The organism is Streptococcus sp. 2100, from assembly GCF_013276335.1.
GTDB lineage: Bacteria > Bacillota > Bacilli > Lactobacillales > Streptococcaceae > Streptococcus > Streptococcus pseudopneumoniae.
Genome location: NZ_VMKV01000007.1, coordinates 44,962 through 65,828, shown reverse-complemented (window position 1 = coordinate 65,828; position 20,867 = coordinate 44,962). Strand labels below are relative to the sequence as shown.

Sequence of the window (20,867 nt, the reverse complement as noted above, 5' to 3'; positions counted from 1 at the left end):
AGGTATGAATGATTTGGGGGAAATCCTAATTTTTTTCTCACTGTTTTAATCCCTTTATTTATGGTAAAATAAGACTATTAAGTTTAAAGAGGATTCCCTATGAAATTACAAAAACCAAAAGGAACGCAGGATATTTTACCTGCTGAATCTGCCAAATGGCAGTACGTTGAGGGCTTTGCCCGTGAGATTTTCAAGCGCTATAATTATGCAGAAGTGCGCACGCCTATTTTTGAGCACTACGAAGTCATCAGTCGCTCTGTCGGAGATACAACGGATATCGTAACCAAGGAAATGTACGACTTCTATGACAAGGGTGACCGCCATATTACTCTCCGTCCAGAAGGAACTGCGCCCGTTGTCCGTTCCTATGTGGAAAATAGACTTTTCGCCCCAGAAGTGCAAAAGCCAAGTAAGTTCTACTACATGGGACCTATGTTCCGTTACGAGCGTCCACAGGCAGGGCGTTTGCGCCAATTCCACCAGATTGGTGTTGAGTGTTTTGGTTCTAGCAATCCAGCTACCGATGTGGAAACCATCGCGATGGCGGCCCATTTCTTGAAAGAAATCGGTATCCAAGGTGTCAAATTACATCTTAACACTCTTGGAAATCCTGAGAGCCGTGCAGCCTACCGTCAAGCCTTGATTGACTATTTGACACCGCTCAAGGAGATCTTGTCTAAGGATAGCCAGCGTCGTTTGGAGGAAAATCCTCTTCGTGTCTTGGACTCTAAGGAAAAAGAAGACAAGGTAGCAGTAGAGAATGCGCCTTCTATCTTGGATTTCCTTGATGAAGAAAGTCAAGCTCATTTTGATGCTGTACGTCAGATGTTGGAAAATCTTGGAGTAGACTACATCATTGATACCAATATGGTGCGTGGTCTGGACTACTACAACCACACCATTTTCGAGTTCATCACAGAGATTGAGGGCAATGACCTGACAGTCTGTGCGGGTGGTCGTTACGATGGTTTGGTTTCTTACTTTGGAGGCCCGGAAACTGCTGGATTTGGATTTGGACTTGGTGTAGAGCGCCTGCTTCTCATCCTTGAAAAGCAAGGTGTGACTCTCCCTATCGAAAACGCCCTAGATGTCTATATCGCAGTTTTGGGTGAAGGAGCAAATGTCAAGGCCTTGGAATTGGTACAGGCTCTTCGCCAACAAGGTTTCAAAGCAGAGCGTGATTACCTCAACCGTAAGCTCAAAGCTCAATTCAAGTCAGCCGATGTCTTTGTGGCTAAAACCCTCATCACCCTAGGAGAGAGTGAAGTCGAAAGCGGACAAGTGACGGTCAAGAATAACCAAACCCGAGAAGAAGTCCAAGTGTCACTTGAGACAATCAGCCAAAACTTCTCAGAAATCTTTGAAAAACTAGGATTTTAATAACAGAAAAACTGGTCAGAAACCTACTCCTGACCTTTTTCTTTTGCAAAATGACAAAAATCATAAACTTTTTGACAAATATGCTTGTCAAAAAGAAAAAGATGTGTTACAATATAATCAAGTTAAGAGAAAAGGAGCAGGGAACGATTATGTGGGCATTAGGATTTGTACCTCTTGTGATTATGTTTTATCTCTATCATACCCAAAGGGTCAAGAAATTAGAGAATAAAATCAAAAGAATTGAGCAAAAACAGAAAGGAAATAAAGAAATGTCAAGATTATTAAAAGAATTGATTGGGAAAACACCGACAATCGTTGGACAAGTTTTTGGAACAGATAACTGGGAAGTTGTGGATGTTGATGAGGAATGGGTCAAGCTACGTCGTGTTAATAAAAAAGGAAAAGAAAAATTCAAACTACAACGCATTGAGGATATCCAAACTGTTGAATTTGACGGAAAGTAGGTGTGTGACATGCAACTAAAAAATCGTCTAAAAGAGCTTCGAGCTCGCGATGGTCTCAATCAAACCGACCTAGCCAAGCTGGCAGGGGTTTCCAGACAGACCATTAGCCTACTAGAACGGGATGAGTACACCCCGTCCATTATCATTGCCCTGAAAATATCTCAAATTTTCAACGAAACAGTCGAATCGGTATTTCGCTTGGAGGAGGACGAGTGATGAACAAGTATAAAGTGATTTATTATGTAGTTGCCATAGCTCTATTAGTCAGCCTATGTCTACTAATTGGAACAAATCTAGGATGGTTTGATCTCTATTACAGCGACCAATTTATCTGGGCCTACTTTGCTCTTATCCCAGTCGTTGACTGGATTGAAAAGAAATCCAAAAATCTAGCAAGTAAATAAGGAGAATGAATATGGAAAAGAAAAAGAAACGTGGATTGTTATTATTTTTGATGTCTATTGTCTTGGGAGCTTTCTTTGGCATTTTTGTAGGGATGTTTAAGGCACTTGCTGAATCTCACGGAATTATGTTAGATGTAAAAATCTTGATACCATGGATATCAGCTATTTGTTTAGTATTAGGTTTCATTAGCATTCTTTTGACATTCAATTTCCTAAAGAAAAGCAGAAAGTTTCATTCCTTGTATCAAGAGGAAATGGATGATGATCTGAATGAAACCTATTATGTGCAAATGTATCGGAATCTCGAGTTTGGAACCACTGCTTTTAATATTGCAAGTGTAGCGATTTTATTGGCTCTTTTCATCTCAGGTAGTGAAGTGATTGTACCAAATAGAAGCAATCTAACCTTATCTCTTTCTTTTTTGGGATTAGTGCTGATTCTCAGTGTTCAAAAATATCTTTTTAAGACCATTGCGATTGTTCGTCAGTTTGATTTGGCATTTTTCTCAACACCAAAGGATGTCTTAGAGTATGTAAATTCTTATGATGAAGGGGAGCGTCAGGCTAATTTGGAACAGAGTTTTCGGATTTTATTCCAATTAAATCAGTATGTCTTACCAGTCTTATATGTTTTTCTTTTTATCATTTCTTTCTTGACAGGAGAGATTCAGTTACTAGCCTTCTTGCTTGTAGGAGCTATCCATATTTATATCAATGTGATGCAGTTACCTATGGTAAAACGCTATTTCAAATAAAGGAGTTTCTATGATTCGTGTTGAAAATGTAAGTAAAAGTTTTGGGAGCAAAAAAGCTCTTCATCAGATTTCTTTTGAGATTAAGGAGGGTGAAATCTTTGGTTTTCTGGGACCTTCTGGCTCAGGTAAAACAACCATGATCAATGTCTTAACAGGACAGTTGGCTGCAGATCAAGGTAAAACAGTTTTGCTAGGCAAGAATTCTCAAGATTTAACCTCAAATGATTTGGAACAAATTGGTATTGTGAGTGATGGCAGTAGTTTTTATGAAAAGATGAGTCTTTATAAAAATCTTCTCATCTATGCTAAGTTATATGGCCTCAAGGCAGATAGAGTAGTTCAGGTGCTTCAACAGGTTGGATTGGCAGATGCTAAAGATATTATCGCAGAAAAACTATCTACAGGAATGAAACAACGAATGTTCTTGGCTCGTGCCCTTCTTAATGCACCTAAGATTCTCTTCCTTGATGAGCCAACCAGTGGCTTAGACCCTACAACATCTAAGATGATTCATACCCTACTTCAAGAATTAAAGCATGCGGGGACAACTATCTTTCTGACCACGCATGATATGAATGAAGCAACTCTGCTTTGTGATCGCTTATCTCTTTTAAATAAGGGTAATTTAATAGAGTATGGAAGTCCGCAAGATATTATCCAGAAGTACCATGTGGATAAGAAAGTACGTGTAGCTTATAAAGATGGACGAGAACAGATAGTTCCATTTGAAGAATTGCCACATTTAGACACGACAGATTTGATGGTGGTTCACTCTTGTGAGCCAACTCTAGAAGAAATCTTTATCAGATTGACAGGAGAAAAGTTAGATGTTTAGAAAATTAAATGCCCTACTATGGTTAAGAGTGCAAGTTCTTATTAGCAATTCAACTTTGTTAGCGACTTTATTGATGCCTTTTGGTATTGCTGTTTTATATAATGAATTTTTAAATAAGAATGGACAATTGAGCCTATTTTTACTATCTGCTAGCTTGACGATGGTCTTGAGCATGGGAAGTGGTTATATGGTATCGATTATGATGGCAGAAGATAAGGAAAAACGAAATCTTAAATCACTCCTCCTAAGTGGTGTGACAGCAACAGAATATACTTTCAGTATGCTCGTTCTCCCTATTCTGATAATGTTACTTGCTATGATTGTGCTTCCCATCTATCTTAAAGTAGATCTATCAGGTTATTTATTTGCCTACGTTATCTATTTGCTCCTAGCAACTATTAGTATTATTTTTCTCAACCTTCTAATCGGTGCGGTGTCAGATACTCAATCTAAAGCGCAAGTTTATAGTATCTTCCCTATGTTAATTGTCTCTTTTTTACCTATGATTGCTTCTCAAAATGATACGGTTCAAAAAGTGTTGGATTACTCGTTCGTTGGTCCTATTGTAAATCTTTTAAATAAAAAAGGTGGAGAAATATCTTTTTCTAACATCGGTATGTTACTTGCCTGGGTACTTGTATTAGGAATAGCGAACCTCTTTGTATTGAAAAATAGCTATAAAGCAAGATAGGAGATCTATATGAAATTACTTAAAAACCTGGGCTGGTTTTTTCTAGCCATTCTATCCTTTTTATTCATCTATGGCTTCATTCAGGTACTCGCGACTACGTCGCTTGCCTTAGGCGCTTCACCCTATGCTGTGACCTTGCTCTATGTGGCCTTGGCTGGAGTTTATGTGTACGGTATTTACAAATGGTATCAGAAAGGTCCTGTTCGTATTGAGAAGAGTGGCTTCAACCGATTTATTTGGCTTCCTGCCTTGGTTTGGTTCTTATCTCTTGTTGTCCAGTTTTTCTTGCCAAATGATCCTTCAGTAAATCAGCAAATAGCGATAGACTTGACCTTGTCTCAACCACTTTTCTCATTCTTTGCGGTCGTTATTTTTGCTCCTTTGACGGAAGAACTTATCTTTAGAGGGATGTTAGCACGCTACCTCTTTCCTAAGCAGGACAATAGTAAACAAACTCTGATTTTTCTTCTGGTATCGAGTGTTTTGTTTGCCTTGATTCATTTCCCAGGTGATGTGCAACAATTTTTTGTCTATTTTAGCCTTGGTTTTAGTTTGGGCTTGGCTTATATTAGCAGAAAAGGTCTGGTCTACAGTATTTCTCTTCACGCTTTGAATAATTTAGTCGGCTTTTTGATGATTCTCATGCTATAATAGAGTCAGGAGGTCACATGAAACGAGTAATTTTATTAGCAGTGATTCAAGCAGTCGTTCTATTTTTCATCATTGGGGCGCTAGCTTATGCCTTCAAAGGCGATTTCTTCTATAACTATCTAGCAGTTGTCTTTGCCCCTATTGCAGGTGTCTTGCGTTTTGGGACAGCTTACATAACGGAAATTGTCTTGCCTCGAAAGGCAGCTGAAATTGCTGAAAAGCGTAAAGCAGGCAACAATTCAAAATAAAAGAGTCCGGTGAAGTTCATCGGATTTTTTGTATGGGCGTTAATTTTTAGGGACTTTACCTGATTTTTAAAGACTGGCAAACTTTTCTGCTGATTTTCATGAAGAGCCTGCGCTTTTATGGTAAAATAGTAACAGAATAAAAGAGGAGAGAAAACATGAAACGTAGTATGTATGCTGGTCGTGTTCGTGAGGAACACATCGGACAAGAAATAACCTTGAAAGGATGGGTTGGCCGTCGTCGTGACCTTGGTGGTTTGATCTTTATTGACCTTCGTGACCGTGAAGGAATCATGCAGTTGGTTATCAATCCTGAAAAAGTATCTGCCGAGGTTATGGCAACAGCTGAAAGCCTTCGTAGCGAATTTGTTATCGAGGTGACTGGACAGGTCGCTGCGCGTGAGCAAGCCAATGATAAGTTGCCAACTGGTGCGGTTGAGTTAAATGTAACAGCTCTGATAGTGCTCAATACAGCAAAAACAACACCATTTGAGATTAAGGATGGGATTGAGGCCAATGACGATACGCGTTTGCGTTACCGTTACCTTGACCTTCGTCGTCCAGAAATGTTGGAAAATCTTAAACTTCGTGCTAAGGTGACCCATTCTATCCGCAACTACTTGGATGAGTTGGAGTTTATCGACGTGGAGACACCATTCCTTTCTAAGTCAACGCCAGAAGGGGCGCGTGACTATTTAGTGCCGTCTCGTGTTAATAAAGGGCATTTTTACGCTCTTCCTCAAAGTCCACAAATCACTAAGCAATTGTTGATGAATGCTGGTTTTGACCGTTACTACCAAATCGTCAAATGTTTCCGTGATGAGGACTTGCGTGGAGATCGTCAACCTGAGTTTACCCAGGTCGACTTGGAAACATCTTTCCTTACGGAGCAAGAAATCCAAGATATTACAGAAGGTTTGATTGCGCGCGTGATGAAAGAGACTAAAGGCATCGAAGTCACTCTGCCTTTCCCACGTATGAAGTATGATGACGCTATGGCTCGTTACGGTTCTGACAAGCCTGATACTCGTTTTGACATGTTGCTTCAGGACTTGACAGAAGTAGTCAAAGGTGTAGACTTTAAAGTCTTTTCAGAAGCACCTGCTGTAAAAGCCATTGTGGTCAAAGGAGCTGCGGACAACTATTCACGTAAAGACATCGACAAGATGACAGAAGTAGCCAAACAGTATGGTGCCAAAGGTCTTGCTTGGGTTAAGGTTGTTGATGGAGAATTAAATGGACCAGTTGCTAAGTTCTTGACTAACATCCAAGCAGAATTGACAGCAGCACTTGCGCTTGAAGATAAGGACTTGGTTCTCTTTGTGGCAGATACGCTTGAAGTGGCTAATGCAACGCTTGGTGCCCTTCGTGGACGTATTGCCAAAGAGCTTGGTTTGATTGATAGCGATAAATTCAACTTCCTTTGGGTGGTTGACTGGCCAATGTTTGAATGGTCTGAAGAAGAAGGCCGCTACATGAGCGCCCACCATCCATTCACACTTCCACAGGAAGAAACAGCTCACGAATTAGAAGGTGATTTGGCTAAGGTTCGTGCCATTGCTTACGATATCGTCTTGAACGGTTATGAGCTTGGTGGTGGTAGCCTTCGTATCAACCAAAAAGACCTTCAAGAACGTATGTTCAAGGCTCTTGGTTTCTCAGCCGAAGAAGCAAATGACCAGTTTGGCTTCCTTCTTGAAGCCATGGACTATGGTTTCCCACCACACGGTGGTTTGGCTATCGGGCTTGACCGCTTTGTCATGCTCTTAGCTGGAGAAGAAAATATCCGTGAAGTTATTGCCTTCCCTAAGAACAATAAAGCAACTGACCCAATGACACAAGCTCCATCAACAGTCGCTCTCAAACAACTAGAGGAACTCAGCTTACAAGTAGAAGAAGATGAAACAAGCAAAACGAATTAAGCGGTGGCGCTATTATCTGCGCCGCTTTGCTTATCAGATAAAAATTTTACGTGTCTTACAAAGTATCTCTCGAGAAAAGTATGATGAGAAGATTTCGGCCTCTCTGGTCTATGGTTTTTTATCAGCAGTGGCGGTCAATTTCTTTTTCCAACCAGGGCATGTGTATTCGAGTGGTGCGACAGGTCTGGCACAGATTATCTCTGCTTTGAGTAATCACTGGTTTGGTTTTCATATTCCGATTTCGCTAACCTTCTACGCCATTAACTTCCCTTTGATGGTCTTAGCTTGGTATCAGATTGGCCATAAGTTCACCGTCTTTACCTTTATCACGGTATCTATGAGTTCCTTCTTTATCCAGTTTGTCCCTGTGGCAACCTTGACGGAGGATCCCATTATCAATGCCCTTTTTGGGGGTGTTGTCATGGGCTTGGGGATTGGTTTTGCTCTTCGAAACAATATCTCCAGTGGTGGAACGGATATCGTCAGTCTGACCATTCGTAAGAAAACGGGTAAGAACGTTGGTAGTATTTCTTTCTTGGTAAATGGGACTATCATGCTGATAGCTGGTTTGACCTTTGGTTGGAAATACGCTCTTTACTCTATGATTACCATCTTTGTCTCTAGCCGTGTGACAGACGCCGTCTTTACCAAGCAAAAACGTATGCAGGCTATGATTGTGACCAATCATCCAGACAAGGTAATTGAAAAAATCCATAAAAAATTGCACCGCGGAGCAACCATGATCCACGATGCAGAAGGAACCTATAATCACGAGAGAAAGGCAGTTCTAATCACTGTCATTACACGTGCAGAGTTTAATGAATTTAAACAGATTATGACACAAGTGGATCCAAGCGCCTTTGTCTCTGTCTCGGAAAATGTTCATATTCTAGGAAGGTTTGTTGAGATAGATAATTAGTGACCAAAAAAACCAGCGTGAGCTGGTTTTTATTTTTCTATAATTTTATGGGCAATCAACTGGCGGTAACAAATTTGTTTATTGCTTTTAGCATCGTTGATAATCTGAAGAATCGTTTCAAATGATGTTTGACCAAGTTCTAGGCTATTGATATCGACATAGGCTGCCAAGTTGAGCTTGGGATTAACCGAGTCAAAGCTGAGAACAGGGACATCCAGCTGGTGTTTGGCAATATAGTTACAAACACCTTCAGCTAGGAGGCTATCGGTTGTGATGATAGCATCAATTTGTGGATCGTGCTTGAATAATCGCTTGCTAAATTTATAGCCCTTTTCTTCCAGAAACTCGTCGGCAAAGTAGATGCGATTGTTGTCAGTGGTAAGTTTGTAATGCTTAAGCGCCTGTTCATAGCCTGTTAAACGGTCTTTGGTCACGAAGAGCTTTTTGCTTCCTCCGATAAAAGCAATACGATTGCAGCCTTTTTTGATGAAATATTCGGTTGCATCAAAACCAGCTTGAACATTGTCGTTGTCTACAAGTGGGATGAAAGGAGATAGAGATTTACCTAAGATAAGGAAGGGGAACTGTTCTTCTGCTACGAGTTTTACGAGAGGGTCTTCTTCTTGGGCATAGAGAAAGATTAGCCCATCTACACGCTTGCCGTAGACCATTTGTGAAATAGCGTTGAGGCGCTCCTTCTCATCTTTCCCTGTTGCTATCTGAATGGCATAGTGGTTTTCAGATGCGACTTGAGAGATGCCACGTAGAACCGATGGAAAGAAAGGATTCTGGTAGAAGGCGTCTGAGTCATCAGGAAGAACCAAACCAATCACCTGAGTGTAGCTGCTTACCAAGCTACGAGCGTTGAGGTTGGGGTGGTAGTTGAGCTCCTTCATAGCCTTGCGAACGCGTTTTTTTGTTTCGTCGCTAATGGTTGATTTATTTTGAATAACACGGGTTACGGTTGAAGGCGAAACACCAGCAGCCTTGGCCACGTCTTTAATCGTAACGGGCATAAAAATCTCCTATTTATGGTAATTTGGATCACGGAAATGTGTTTTATAAAAGATAGTGACCAGATACAGAACAAAAAGAATATTTTGTACAGTAATCAGGGTTGTCATATTTTGGCCAAATAATCCCAAAATAAGTGTAATCAGAGTCGGCAATCCTAAACAGTTCAAGATAAAGTGATAGCACTCTTTAAAGGTTCTAAATGAAAAGAGGCGTGATTTCTTAGTGATATAAAGGAGAAGACTAGCTCCTAGAGAGACGATAAAGAAATTCAAACCAAAGAGGAAGCTGGCACCGAGAACTAGGAAGAGACTGATATAGACACGATTTTGTTGGTACCAGTCTTTAGAAATTGCTTGGGTCAAGCTGTCTTTGCTTTTGAAACTCTCAGTCTGAATGGCTCGGTAAGAGATGCGGGTCAGTTCCTTGCTTTCCTTGCTGATGACTAGCTCATTTGTATCGAAATGCAGTTGCAAGTCCTTCGGGAACTCCTTACCTGGGCTTGGACCAATCACAACAGAAGGCGCTTGACTAGCTGTTCCTGTATAAATTAATGTGCCATCGACAATTGTAGCATGTTCAGAGAGATCCTGGACAACCTTATCTGTCAATGGTTCATAGACATTATCGATAAAGGTTTCTAGCGGATAAGTCTCCTGGGAGCTGTTTTGAATGGCAATGGGTACCATCGACAAGCTGATAAGGAAGATACTGGTAAAGAGTAGTTGAAACCAGTTGAGCCCGAAACGTTTGGACAGGGGCTTACGAAATCCCCAAATACTTGAAAAATAGGAAAATGGATATGGAAGCATAGGTATCTTTCTAAAAGGTGTTTTCTATATGAGTATTATTATATAGAGAAATTCGCTTTATTTCAAGTCTAGGAGAAAAATTGCTTGTTGTAAGGACATTACTTACAGTAACAATCGTTAATACTTAATGAAAATCACAGAGCAAACTAGGAAGCTAACCACAGGTTGCTCAAAACANNGCTGACGTGGTTTGAAGAGGTTTTCGAAGAGTATAAAATGAAAAAGGGTGGCGGGGATAAATTATCCCTTGTCGCCACCACTTGTAAGTCCTGAAACAAAGTTCTTTTGTAGGAAGAAGAAGAGAATACAGATTGGAAGGGCGATGAGGATAGCACCTGCTGAGAAGTAGGCAATCTTCATGTTTTTCGCATTGTTAACGAAGGTTTGGAGACCTACGGCAACAGTAAAGTATTCTTTCTCACGAAGCAAGAAACTAGAGAGGATGTAGTCCCCGAAAGGTCCCATGAAGGCCCAGAGAGCTTGTACGGCAACCATTGGGCGAACAAGTGGAAGAACAATTTGCCAGAAGCGGCGGAAGTGTCCTGCACCGTCTAGTTTTGCAGATTCGTCTAAAGACATTGGCACTGTATCGAAGTAGCCTTTCATGAGCCAAGTATTCATCGGGATACCACCACCAACGTAGAGGAAGATGAGGAACCAGCTGTGGTTAAGGGCGTTCAACATAAGCGCCATAACGAAGAAGGCTGTCAAAGCGGCCATAGTTGGCACCATTTGGATGATCAAGAAGAAGACCAAACTTTGTTTACGAGCCAAGAAGTTGTAACGGCTGTAGGCATAACCAGCAAGTACGATGATACTTGTTTGAACAGCCATGGTAATCAAGGCAATGATCAAGGTGTTGAGGTACCAAGTACCGTACAAGGTTTCAGTGAAGAGGCCTTGGAAGTTAGCAAAACTAAAGTCGACGTTGCTGTCTAGTTTAAAGGCTACTACGTTACCAGTCTTGAAGGCTGACATAATGGTAATCAAAAGTGGATAGATAATGACAATTGATAGACCAATCAGGTAAAGGTATGTAAGGCTTTGAGTCAGTCTACGTTTGAGTTTAATTGAGTTATTCATCTTAGACGTCCTCCATATCAAATGCGTGTAGTTTCTTGAATGCGATCATAGAGATTGAGATGACAATGATAGAGATAATCAAGGTGACAGCTGCCGCCATTGAGTATTGAGGAGATGTACCTGTTGTCAAACGGTAAATCCATGAAATCAAGATATCGGTTGAACCAGCTCCACCACCGACACTACCAGGTCCTCCAGCGTTGAAGAGGTACATGATAGAGAAGTTGTTAAAGTTGAAGGTGTATTGGCTAATCAAAGTAGGTGCCGCAACAGCCAAGATCATTGGGAAAGTGATGTTGCGGAATTTTTGCCAAGCATTGGCACCGTCAATATAAGCTGCTTCGTAAAGGTCGTTAGGAATAGATTGCAAGATACCCAAGGTCAGAACGTAGATGTATGGGAATCCAAGCCAACCTTGCATCATAATCAAGGCAATCTTAGTCCAAGTTGGGTCTGTTTTCCAGGGAATAAGAGCGCCATCAAGGAAAGGAAGGAATTTAGCCAAGATTGGCAATACTTGGGTGTTGATAGCTCCGACACTATCGTTAAACATGTTTGAGAATGTCAAGATAGTGATGAAGGCTGGGACAGCCCAAGGAAGAAGGAAAATAACACCAAAGATACGTTTTCCTTTGATAAATGGTTGGTTAGCAATGATAGCTGTGAAGATACCAATCACAATCTGTAAAGTTGAGGCTGCCAAAGCCCAGATGATGGTCCAAGAAAGAACAGAACCAAAGGCAGAACGGAAGGTACTCAAACTCCAGATATTACTAAAGTTTGTCAAACCAACCCAGTCCAACAATTTGTTTGGTGGTAAGTGTTGGAAGTCATAGTTGGTAAAGGCGATCATCAAGGTTACGATAACTGGGAAGATAATCGCGAAGGTCATGGCAACATAAGATGGAATAATCAAGAGATAAGGGAAACCATTTTCATAAATCCCTTTGATCATGTCTTTGAGGGTACGTGGAACTGGAATTCCATTGTTAATGCGTTTTGCAATCGTATATGCATCTTTGATATTTGAGAAATAAAAGAGTACATAAACGACTACAAAGATTAAATGGAAGGCACCACGAATCAGCATAAAGAGGGAATTATCACGACCGGGCTTGTCACCAAGAGTGATGAGATTGCTCAATTCAGGTGCTGCAAGTGCTAGGAAATAAAGGACAAATACGATGGTTACACCAAGGAAGATAAAACCTTTGGCTTTTTGTTTATTGTAAATCTGTCCTAACCCAGGAATGATAGACAGCAGGGCTGCTTTACTAGGTTGTTGCTTTTCCATAATAACTCCTTTCATAGGATACTACTTTTTTATAAGAAAGCTAAATTATTTGTGTCTCTATTGATAAATTCAAAGGGGGATTTGAATTCCACCCCCCTTGAACAAATTTTTTATTCACCAAATTTTTGTTTGATTGTTTCTTTGATCAATGTTACAGCGTCGTTAGCAGCTGTTTTAGCATCTTTTTGACCACTTACAGTATCAAAGAGCATGTTAGCAGCTGGTTCCCAAACTGCAGACATTTGAGAGATGTTTGGAATTGGTTGAGCGTTCTTGAATTGTTTGATAACAGCTGTTGTCAACTCATCGTTTTTACCTTCAGCGTATGAACGAGCTTCAGTATTAGCTGGGATTTCGTTAGTTGCATCGTAGAAAGCTTTTTGTTGTTCAGTTGAAACAAGGAAGTCTACAAATTTCTGTGCGCCTTCAAGGTTCTTAGTACTTGAAGGAATGATCCAAGCTTTACCACCACCGAATGCAGCATATTCTTTTCCATTTGGAAGAGTTGGGATAGTCGCAACACCGTAGTTTACTTTAGCATCTTTGAGGGCTTGAGCTTTCCAAGGCCCATCAATGATAGCAGCTGTTTTACCTTCTTGGAATTGAGTTTGGATTAGGTTTCCAGCAGCTGTACCATCTTGCATACCTTTAGGCCATTTTTCGTACCAAGATTTAGCGTAGTTGATACCTGCGATAGAACCGTCGTTTGCAAGACCGATGTCTTTAGGGTCTTTACCGTTTTGTCCGAATACGTAAGCGCCGTTACCAGCAAGAAGTCCGTATGCATAGTAGAAGTTTGTCCAGTCAGCTAGGAAGGCAGAAGTTTTTCCATCTTCTCCAGCGAAGGCATATTTGCTATCTTTAGCAAGGTTTTCCAAGTCAGCAAATGTTTTGGGAGCGTCTTTTACCAAGTCTTTGTTGTAGTACATAACAAGTGACTCGATAACGGCAGGAGCACCGTAAACTTTACCGTCAGCAGCGGTTACAAGAGATTTAGTTGTATCTTCTGTTTTAGCACCATCGCTCAATTTCACTTCTGAAAGTTGTCCGTCAGAACCAAGGCTACCCACACGGTCGTATGGAGCCATCATAACGTCAGCAGCTTGACCAGATTGGTTGTCAAGAGAAAGTTTGTCAAGCCCACCAAGTTGGTCACCAGATTTGATGTTAACTGTTGTGCCTGATTGCTCTTTATAAGCTTTAGCAACTGTTTCAGCATAAGCTTTGTATTGGTCCTCAACGTAAAGAGTGATTTCTTTCGCTTCAGATGAACCAGACTCAGCAGGCTTATCAGCAGTTTTGCTTCCGCAAGCTACCAAGAGCAAGCTAGCAAGTGTAGCAGTTCCAAGCACCGCAGCGCTCTTCATGAATTTAGATGACATAGTGTATTCCTCCTAAAGAATAACAAGTTTTATTGATAAGGAAACGCAAACGTTTTCCTTTATGAACTTAGTATAGCACAAATAGAAAACGGTTGCAAGTGTTTTTGACAAAAATTTTAAAAAATTTTTAAGCTTGATTTGATAGCATGATTTTGCTTTTTAATAGAAGAAAAGTGTGAAATAGATAAGAATACAGTATTTTTAATAAAAAATAGATGTAATCTATCTAAAGAGGGAAATCAGGAGGGGCTACCTCCCTGTTTCTAATTCCTATCTATTTTCTATGGATCTTTGTGCCCCCTTGCATCTAAATTCAAGTTTTCTAGGGGAGGATTTGCACTTTGTAGACTGTCCCGTGAGAGTCAAACTTTAGGATTAGATAGTTTTAATACTCTTCGAAAATCAAATTCAAACCGCGTCAACGTCGCCTTGCCGTACTCAAGTACAGCCTGCGGCTAGTTTCCTAGTTTGCTCTTTGATTTTCATTGAGTATAAGTTATCTTTGCTAAAATGGGTTAGTCTCCTTAAAAATAATCAAAAAAGTTTTTTAAAAACGCTTGCAATTATGCTTGAAAAGGAGTATACTTATAAGTAGCGCAAACGTTTGCGTCTGCAAAAATACGCAACGTTCCATTATTTTAACACACGAGGTGCTATTATGAAAAAACGTCAAAGTGGTGTGTTGATGCACATCTCTTCTCTTCCAGGAGCTTACGGAATCGGATCATTTGGTCAAAGTGCTTACGACTTCGTTGATTTCTTGGTTTGCACAAAACAACGTTACTGGCAAATCCTTCCATTAGGAACAACTAGTTACGGGGATTCTCCTTACCAATCTTTCTCAGCCTTCGCAGGAAACACTCATTTTATCGATTTAGATATCTTGGTGGAGCAAGGTTTGTTGGAAGCAAGTGACCTTGAAGGAGTTGACTTTGGTAGCGATGCGTCTGAAGTTGATTATGCGAAAATCTACTATGCACGTCGTCCTCTTTTAGAAAAAGCGGTAAAACGTTTCTTGGAAGTAGGAGATGTTAAAGATTTTGAGAAATTTGCTCAAGACAACCAATCATGGCTTGAGCTCTTTGCTGAGTATATGGCTATCAAAGAGCATTTTGACAATCTTGCTTGGACTGAATGGCCAGATGCAGATGTTCGTGCTCGTAAAGCTTCAGCACTTGAAAGCTACCGTGAGCAATTGGCAGACAAGTTGGTTTACCACCGTGTGACTCAATACTTCTTCTTCCAACAATGGTTGAAATTGAAAGCTTACGCTAACGACAACCACATCGAAATCGTTGGGGACATGCCAATCTACGTAGCGGAAGATTCAAGCGATATGTGGGCAAATCCGCATCTCTTCAAAACAGATGTCAACGGTAAGGCAACTTGCATCGCAGGATGTCCACCAGATGAGTTCTCTGCAACTGGTCAGCTTTGGGGTAACCCAATCTATGACTGGGAAGCAATGGACAAAGATGGTTACAAATGGTGGATTGAACGCTTGCGTGAAAGCTTCAAAATCTACGATATCGTTCGTATTGACCACTTCCGTGGTTTCGAATCTTACTGGGAAATCCCTGCTGGTTCCGATACAGCAGCACCTGGTGAGTGGGTGAAAGGTCCGGGCTACAAGCTTTTTGCAGCCGTTAAGGAAGAACTTGGTGAGCTAAACATCATCGCAGAAGACCTTGGCTTCATGACAGATGAAGTTATTGAGTTGCGTGAACGTACTGGCTTCCCAGGAATGAAGATTCTTCAATTTGCCTTCAACCCAGAAGACGAAAGTATCGATAGCCCACACTTGGCACCTGCTAACTCAGTTATGTACACAGGAACTCACGATAACAATACGGTTCTTGGTTGGTACCGTAACGAGATTGATGATGCGACTCGTGAGTACATGGCTCGTTACACGAACCGTAAAGAATACGAAACAGTGCCACATGCTATGCTTCGTACAGTCTTTTCATCAGTTAGCTTCATGGCAATTGCAACTATGCAAGATTTGCTAGAATTGGATGAGGCGGCTCGTATGAACTTCCCATCTACCCTTGGTGGAAACTGGTCTTGGCGTATGACTGAAGAGCAATTGACACCAGCTGTTGAGGAAGGTTTGCTTGACTTAACAACAATCTATCGCCGAATCAATGAAAATTTGGTAGAATTAAAGAAATAATACAATATCAGGAGACATCTTAAACATGTTATCACTACAAGAATTTGTACAAAATCGTTACAATAAAACCATTGCAGAATGTAGCAATGAAGAGCTTTACCTTGCCCTTCTTAACTACAGCAAGCTTGCAAGTAGCCAAAAACCAGTTAACACTGGTAAGAAAAAAGTTTACTACATCTCAGCTGAGTTCTTGATTGGTAAACTCTTGTCAAACAACTTGATTAACCTTGGTCTTTACGACGATGTCAAAAAAGAACTTGCAGCTGCAGGTAAAGACTTGATCGAAGTTGAAGAAGTTGAATTGGAACCATCTCTTGGTAATGGTGGTTTGGGACGTTTGGCTGCCTGCTTTATCGACTCAATTGCGACTCTTGGTTTGAATGGTGACGGTGTTGGTCTGAACTACCACTTTGGTCTTTTCCAACAAGTTCTTAAAAACAACCAACAAGAAACAATTCCAAATGCATGGTTGACAGAGCAAAACTGGTTGGTTCGCTCAAGCCGTAGCTACCAAGTACCATTTGCAGACTTTACTTTGACATCAACTCTTTATGATATTGATGTTCCTGGTTACAAGACAGAAACGAAGAACCGCTTGCGTTTGTTTGACTTGGATTCAGTTGATTCTTCTATTATTAAAGATGGTATCAACTTTGACAAGACAGATATCGCTCGCAACTTGACTCTCTTCCTTTACCCAGATGATAGTGACCGTCAAGGTGAATTGCTCCGTATCTTCCAACAATACTTCATGGTTTCAAACGGTGCGCAATTGATTATCGACGAAGCAATCGAAAAAGGAAGCAACTTGCATGACCTTGCTGACTACGCAGTTGTGCAAATCAACGATACTCACCCATCAATGGTGATTCCTGAATTGATCCGTCTTTTGACTGCACGTGGTATCGAGCTTGACGAAGCAATCTCAATCGTTCGTAGCATGACTGCCTACACTAACCACACAATCCTTGCTGAAGCCCTTGAAAAATGGCCTCTTGAATTCTTGCAAGAAGTGGTTCCTCACTTGGTACCAATCATCGAAGAATTGGACCGTCGCGTGAAAGCAGAATACAAAGATCCAGCTGTTCAAATCATCGATGAGAGCGGACGTGTTCACATGGCTCATATGGATATCCACTACGGATACAGCGTTAACGGGGTTGCAGCACTTCACACTGAAATCTTGAAAAATTCTGAGTTGAAAGCCTTCTACGACCTTTACCCAGAAAAATTCAACAACAAAACAAACGGTATCACTTTCCGTCGTTGGCTCATGCATGCTAACCCAAGATTGTCTCACTACTTGGATGAGATTCTTGGAGATGGTTGGCACCATGAAGCAGATGAGCTTGAAAAACTCTTGTCTTATGAAGACAAAGCAGCTGTCAAAGAAAAATTGGAAAGCATCAAGGCTCACAACAAACGTAAATTGGCACGTCACTTGAAAGAACACCAAGGTGTGGAAATCAATCCAAACTCTATCTTTGATATCCAAATCAAACGTCTTCACGAGTACAAACGCCAACAAATGAATGCCTTGTACGTAATCCACAAATACTTTGACATCAAAGCTGGTAACATCCCTGCTCGTCCAATCACAATCTTCTTTGGTGGTAAAGCAGCTCCAGCCTACACAATCGCTCAAGACATCATCCACTTGATTCTTTGCATGTCAGAAGTTATTGCTAACGATCCAGCAGTAGCTCCACACTTGCAAGTAGTTATGGTTGAAAACTACAACGTTACTGCAGCAAGCTTCCTTATCCCAGCATGTGATATCTCAGAACAAATCTCACTTGCTTCTAAAGAAGCTTCAGGTACTGGTAACATGAAATTCATGTTGAACGGAGCTTTGACTCTTGGTACTATGGACGGTGCTAACGTGGAAATCGCTGAGTTGGTTGGCGACGAAAACATCTACATCTTTGGTGAAGATTCAGAAACTGTTATCGACCTTTACGCAAAAGCAGCTTACAAATCAAGCGAATTCTACGCTCGTAAAGCTATCAAACCATTGGTTGACTTCATTGTTAGCGATGCAGTTCTTGCAGCTGGAAACAAAGAGCGCTTGGAACGTCTTTACAATGAATTGATCAACAAAGACTGGTTCATGACTCTTCTTGACTTGGAAGACTACATCAAAGTCAAAGAGCAAATGTTGGCTGACTACGAAGACCGTGACGCATGGTTGGATAAAGTTATCGTTAACATTTCTAAAGCAGGATTCTTCTCATCTGACCGTACAATCGCTCAGTATAACGAAGATATCTGGCACTTGAACTAATACTCTTCGAAAATCAAATTCATACTAATACATTTTGTAAAAAAGCGAGTTTCGATTGAAATTCGCTTTTTTAAATGCTGTGGATTTGGGTCAATCTTGTCTAAAAATAGGGAAATCCTAGATACAGTGAAGGCTTTAAATGCTGGTTTTTACTATCTTCAGCCTTATATTTTTTCGTAGTTGGTTACCTCATAACTCTTGTATTCGCTTACATAAAGTATTATAATATAATTGTAGGAAAGAAGGTGTTTTTATGTGGAAAAAATATTTTTCAAAATATAAATGGACGGATTTATTTTGGATTTTATTTGTTATTTTGACCTGCCTCTATATAGGTAACAACGATTTGCTTCCTCTCAATCATCAAGAAATCTCTTTTCGTGGTAGCGTTTGGGGTCTGGTACTGGCCTTATTTCACTTGCTATTTATTGATAAGTTTGTTATCTCGAATCGAAAATAAATATTAGAACTATGCCTGACTGGCTACTTTTATGATTGATTTTGGAGGAAGATTTTGTCTCTATTATTTATTATTTTAAATTTGTTTATCTTGTACAAGATTTATTCTTTGAGGCGGGAGAAATCAAAATACTTGATTTATACGGCCTATATCATATTTGGGGTAAATGTACTATATGGTATTCAATGGTTATTAAAAGAACTGATTTCAACTATTTCCACTTAATATGTATGGAAACTCCAGTGATTTTTGCATAACAAAACGCATAAGATTAAGGATTTAGTTCTGTACTGCACAGGGCTAAGTCCTTTTAGTTTTACCTTAATTCTCTTGTTGTTGTAATAATCAATATAGTCTATAATGGCTTGTTCCAATTGATTAAGTGATTTAAATGTTTTCTCATAGCCATAAAACATTTCCGATTTTAAAATGCCAAAGAAAGATTCCATCCTACCGTTGTCTGGGCTGTTGCCCTTGCGTGACATGGATGCTTGAATTCCCTTACTCTCTAGGAACCGATGATAAGAATCGTGTTGATATTGCCAGCCTTGGTCACTATGGAGAATCGTATTCTCGTAGCATTTCTCTGTGAATGCCTGTTCCAACATTGTTTGTACTTGTTCTAAGTTGGGTGAAGTTGAAAGATTATAGGCGATAATTTCACTATTAAAGCCATCTAAAACTGGTGATAAGTAAAGCTTTTGAGTACTTGCTGGAATGGCAAATTCTGTCACATCTGTGTAGCACTTTTCCATTGTTTTAGAGCCTTCAAATTGACGTTGAATGAGATTCTCTGCCTTCTTACCCACATCTCCTTTATGAGAAGAATATTTTCGTTTCTGTCGCATTTTAGCTTGTAAATTGAGTACTTTCATCAAGCGTTGAACTCTTTTATGATTTACCAGATAACCACGATTTCTTAGTTCTAAATGAATCCGACGATAACCATAATTTCCCTTATGTTCGATAAAAATGGATTGAATTTCAGCTTTAAGCTCTTGATTCTTATCTAGTTTGTCTAGCTGTTTCAAGTGATAGTAGTAGGTCGAACGAGCTAATTTAATGGCTTTTAGAAGAATATCTAACGAAAAATCAGTCATTAATTCTTGAACAATTTCTGTCTTTCTTCTTTCTCTTTTTCCTCCTTCAATCGGAGTTCTCTTAACTTTTTTAGGATGGCATTCTCCGCTCTCAGGTACTCATTTTCTGCTTGAAGACGTTCTAATTCTGTTCTCTCTTCAGGTCTCTTTTTTGGCTTACGTCCCATTTTAGGTACTCTCCCTCTTATTTTCTCAACAATAGTATACCCGTTTTTCTTGTATTGTGCTAGTCAATTAAGAAGTATCGTACGACTTGGGAGGCCGTATTCAAGAGAAACTCTATCTTTAGTCCAGCCTTCATGTAAGACTTTATGAATCATTTCTTGTTTTAAATCAGGAGAATAGTAACGATTTTTTCCTTTTTTGACGAACTCTATTCCGTAACGATCAATCAATTTAATCATATACCTAATATTAGAATTGTTTATCCCAAATTTATTTGAAAGCTTCTCTAAGCTATATCCTTGTTTTCTAAGTTCATAGATCTGAACTTTATCATCATGAGTTAATTTCATAATAAAAACACCCCAAAAGTTAGATTTTTTCTGTCTAACTTTTGGGGTGCAGTTCATTCACTAAATTACCGTTTTTTTATTTAAATTCTATTAACTACCTATTACTATTAATTACCCTGAGGCCATCGTTTATAAATTGACCCAAAACGTCAAGTCCGTTATAAATAAAGAGTCCTAAAATTATAGATGAAATAATAATACTTGCACAAATAAAATATGTACGTTTTTTTTCATTCATAATATCGACTACCTCCTAAGTTAGTATAGACTAATAGTTGTATAGACTAATAGTTCCGTTTTGATTAAATGGAACTCTATAATATGATGTACCTCCAATAGTACCTCCAAATGTAAATCCAGCTCCTAACAACTCTGCTTTAACTTGAGCTGAACCACTACTGTTTATAGCTGCTGTTAAAGTACCATTATAAGCATACTTTATACTTGTTGTGGGGTATCCTTTTGGAGACCAAACATCAAC

Annotated in this window: 19 protein-coding genes and 1 pseudogene; 14 read left to right on the top strand and 6 right to left on the bottom strand. The window is 39.9% G+C overall.

Features of this window, described 5'->3' with window-relative positions:
• Positions 1-99: 99 nt before the first annotated feature.
• From hisS to HT669_RS01175, 11 genes are all read left to right on the top strand, one after another.
• Positions 100-1,380: a histidine--tRNA ligase gene (hisS, locus tag HT669_RS01225; RefSeq protein WP_000775895.1), complete on the top strand. Its 1,281-nt coding sequence runs from the start codon at positions 100-102 to the stop codon at positions 1,378-1,380.
• The gene (locus tag HT669_RS01220) at positions 1,380-1,844 is read left to right on the top strand and encodes a hypothetical protein (protein WP_025170602.1); all 465 of its coding nucleotides are present in this window, start codon (positions 1,380-1,382) and stop codon (positions 1,842-1,844) included. The genes hisS and HT669_RS01220 overlap by 1 nt, the downstream gene beginning before the upstream one ends.
• A gap of 9 nt (positions 1,845-1,853) precedes the next feature.
• Positions 1,854-2,060 carry a helix-turn-helix transcriptional regulator gene (locus tag HT669_RS01215; RefSeq protein ID WP_001176227.1) on the top strand — a complete coding sequence of 69 codons (207 nt, stop codon included), beginning with the start codon at positions 1,854-1,856 and terminating at the stop codon, positions 2,058-2,060.
• Positions 2,060-2,248 (top strand): hypothetical protein, encoded by a 189-nt coding sequence (locus HT669_RS01210; protein WP_001046123.1) that lies wholly within the window; start codon positions 2,060-2,062, stop codon positions 2,246-2,248. Before HT669_RS01215 ends, HT669_RS01210 begins: the two co-directional genes overlap by 1 nt.
• Positions 2,249-2,259: 11 nt before the next feature.
• Positions 2,260-3,003, top strand: a complete 744-nt coding sequence (locus tag HT669_RS01205; protein ID WP_000412276.1) for a DUF3169 family protein — start codon at positions 2,260-2,262, stop codon at positions 3,001-3,003.
• A 10-nt stretch (positions 3,004-3,013) separates the two neighbouring features.
• The gene (locus tag HT669_RS01200) at positions 3,014-3,838 is read left to right on the top strand and encodes an ABC transporter ATP-binding protein (protein ID WP_000621678.1); all 825 of its coding nucleotides are present in this window, start codon (positions 3,014-3,016) and stop codon (positions 3,836-3,838) included.
• Entirely contained in the window at positions 3,831-4,529 is a 699-nt protein-coding gene (locus HT669_RS01195) for an ABC transporter permease (protein WP_000488858.1), read from the top strand. Before HT669_RS01200 ends, HT669_RS01195 begins: the two co-directional genes overlap by 8 nt.
• Before the next feature lie 9 nt (positions 4,530-4,538).
• The gene (locus tag HT669_RS01190; RefSeq protein ID WP_000771198.1) at positions 4,539-5,180 is read left to right on the top strand and encodes a type II CAAX endopeptidase family protein; all 642 of its coding nucleotides are present in this window, start codon (positions 4,539-4,541) and stop codon (positions 5,178-5,180) included.
• A gap of 17 nt (positions 5,181-5,197) precedes the next feature.
• The gene (locus tag HT669_RS01185; RefSeq protein ID WP_000832181.1) at positions 5,198-5,428 is read left to right on the top strand and encodes a hypothetical protein; all 231 of its coding nucleotides are present in this window, start codon (positions 5,198-5,200) and stop codon (positions 5,426-5,428) included.
• A gap of 155 nt (positions 5,429-5,583) precedes the next feature.
• Positions 5,584-7,347, top strand: coding sequence for an aspartate--tRNA ligase (aspS, locus tag HT669_RS01180; protein ID WP_000830886.1), 1,764 nt, complete (start codon positions 5,584-5,586; stop codon positions 7,345-7,347).
• Complete coding sequence (locus tag HT669_RS01175; protein WP_050223204.1) at positions 7,325-8,266, top strand: YitT family protein; 942 nt, start codon at positions 7,325-7,327, stop codon at positions 8,264-8,266. The genes aspS and HT669_RS01175 overlap by 23 nt, the downstream gene beginning before the upstream one ends.
• Positions 8,267-8,295: 29 nt before the next feature.
• Here HT669_RS01175 and HT669_RS01170 read toward each other — a convergent pair whose 3' ends face one another.
• The 5 genes from HT669_RS01170 to HT669_RS01150 all read right to left on the bottom strand — a co-directional run bounded on the left by HT669_RS01170 (position 8,296) and on the right by HT669_RS01150 (position 13,851).
• Entirely contained in the window at positions 8,296-9,282 is a 987-nt protein-coding gene (locus tag HT669_RS01170; RefSeq protein WP_001145442.1) for a LacI family DNA-binding transcriptional regulator, read from the bottom strand.
• A gap of 9 nt (positions 9,283-9,291) precedes the next feature.
• Complete coding sequence (locus tag HT669_RS01165) at positions 9,292-10,092, bottom strand: DUF1189 domain-containing protein (protein ID WP_166731114.1); 801 nt, start codon at positions 10,090-10,092, stop codon at positions 9,292-9,294.
• A gap of 240 nt (positions 10,093-10,332) precedes the next feature.
• Entirely contained in the window at positions 10,333-11,175 is an 843-nt protein-coding gene (locus HT669_RS01160) for a sugar ABC transporter permease (RefSeq protein ID WP_001065638.1), read from the bottom strand.
• Position 11,176: 1 nt separating this feature from the next.
• Positions 11,177-12,469 carry a sugar ABC transporter permease gene (locus HT669_RS01155; protein ID WP_000414964.1) on the bottom strand — a complete coding sequence of 431 codons (1,293 nt, stop codon included), beginning with the start codon at positions 12,467-12,469 and terminating at the stop codon, positions 11,177-11,179.
• Positions 12,470-12,579: 110 nt separating this feature from the next.
• Positions 12,580-13,851: an extracellular solute-binding protein gene (locus HT669_RS01150; protein ID WP_000095469.1), complete on the bottom strand. Its 1,272-nt coding sequence runs from the start codon at positions 13,849-13,851 to the stop codon at positions 12,580-12,582.
• Positions 13,852-14,461: 610 nt separating this feature from the next.
• On the opposite strand from HT669_RS01150, the gene malQ reads away from it, so the two are divergent.
• The 3 genes from malQ to HT669_RS10935 all read left to right on the top strand — a co-directional run bounded on the left by malQ (position 14,462) and on the right by HT669_RS10935 (position 18,771).
• A complete protein-coding gene (malQ, locus tag HT669_RS01145; RefSeq protein WP_281623700.1) occupies positions 14,462-16,027 on the top strand; it encodes a 4-alpha-glucanotransferase in 1,566 nt (521 codons plus the stop codon).
• Positions 16,028-16,052: 25 nt separating this feature from the next.
• Complete coding sequence (locus HT669_RS01140) at positions 16,053-18,311, top strand: glycogen/starch/alpha-glucan phosphorylase (RefSeq protein WP_101514498.1); 2,259 nt, start codon at positions 16,053-16,055, stop codon at positions 18,309-18,311.
• Between the two features lie 253 nt (positions 18,312-18,564).
• A complete protein-coding gene (locus tag HT669_RS10935) occupies positions 18,565-18,771 on the top strand; it encodes a hypothetical protein (RefSeq protein ID WP_101514497.1) in 207 nt (68 codons plus the stop codon).
• 221 nt (positions 18,772-18,992) lie between these two features.
• Here the strand turns inward: HT669_RS10935 and HT669_RS01135 are convergent.
• Positions 18,993-20,386 (bottom strand): annotated as a pseudogene (locus HT669_RS01135) (IS3 family transposase).
• Positions 20,387-20,867 lie beyond the last annotated feature (481 nt).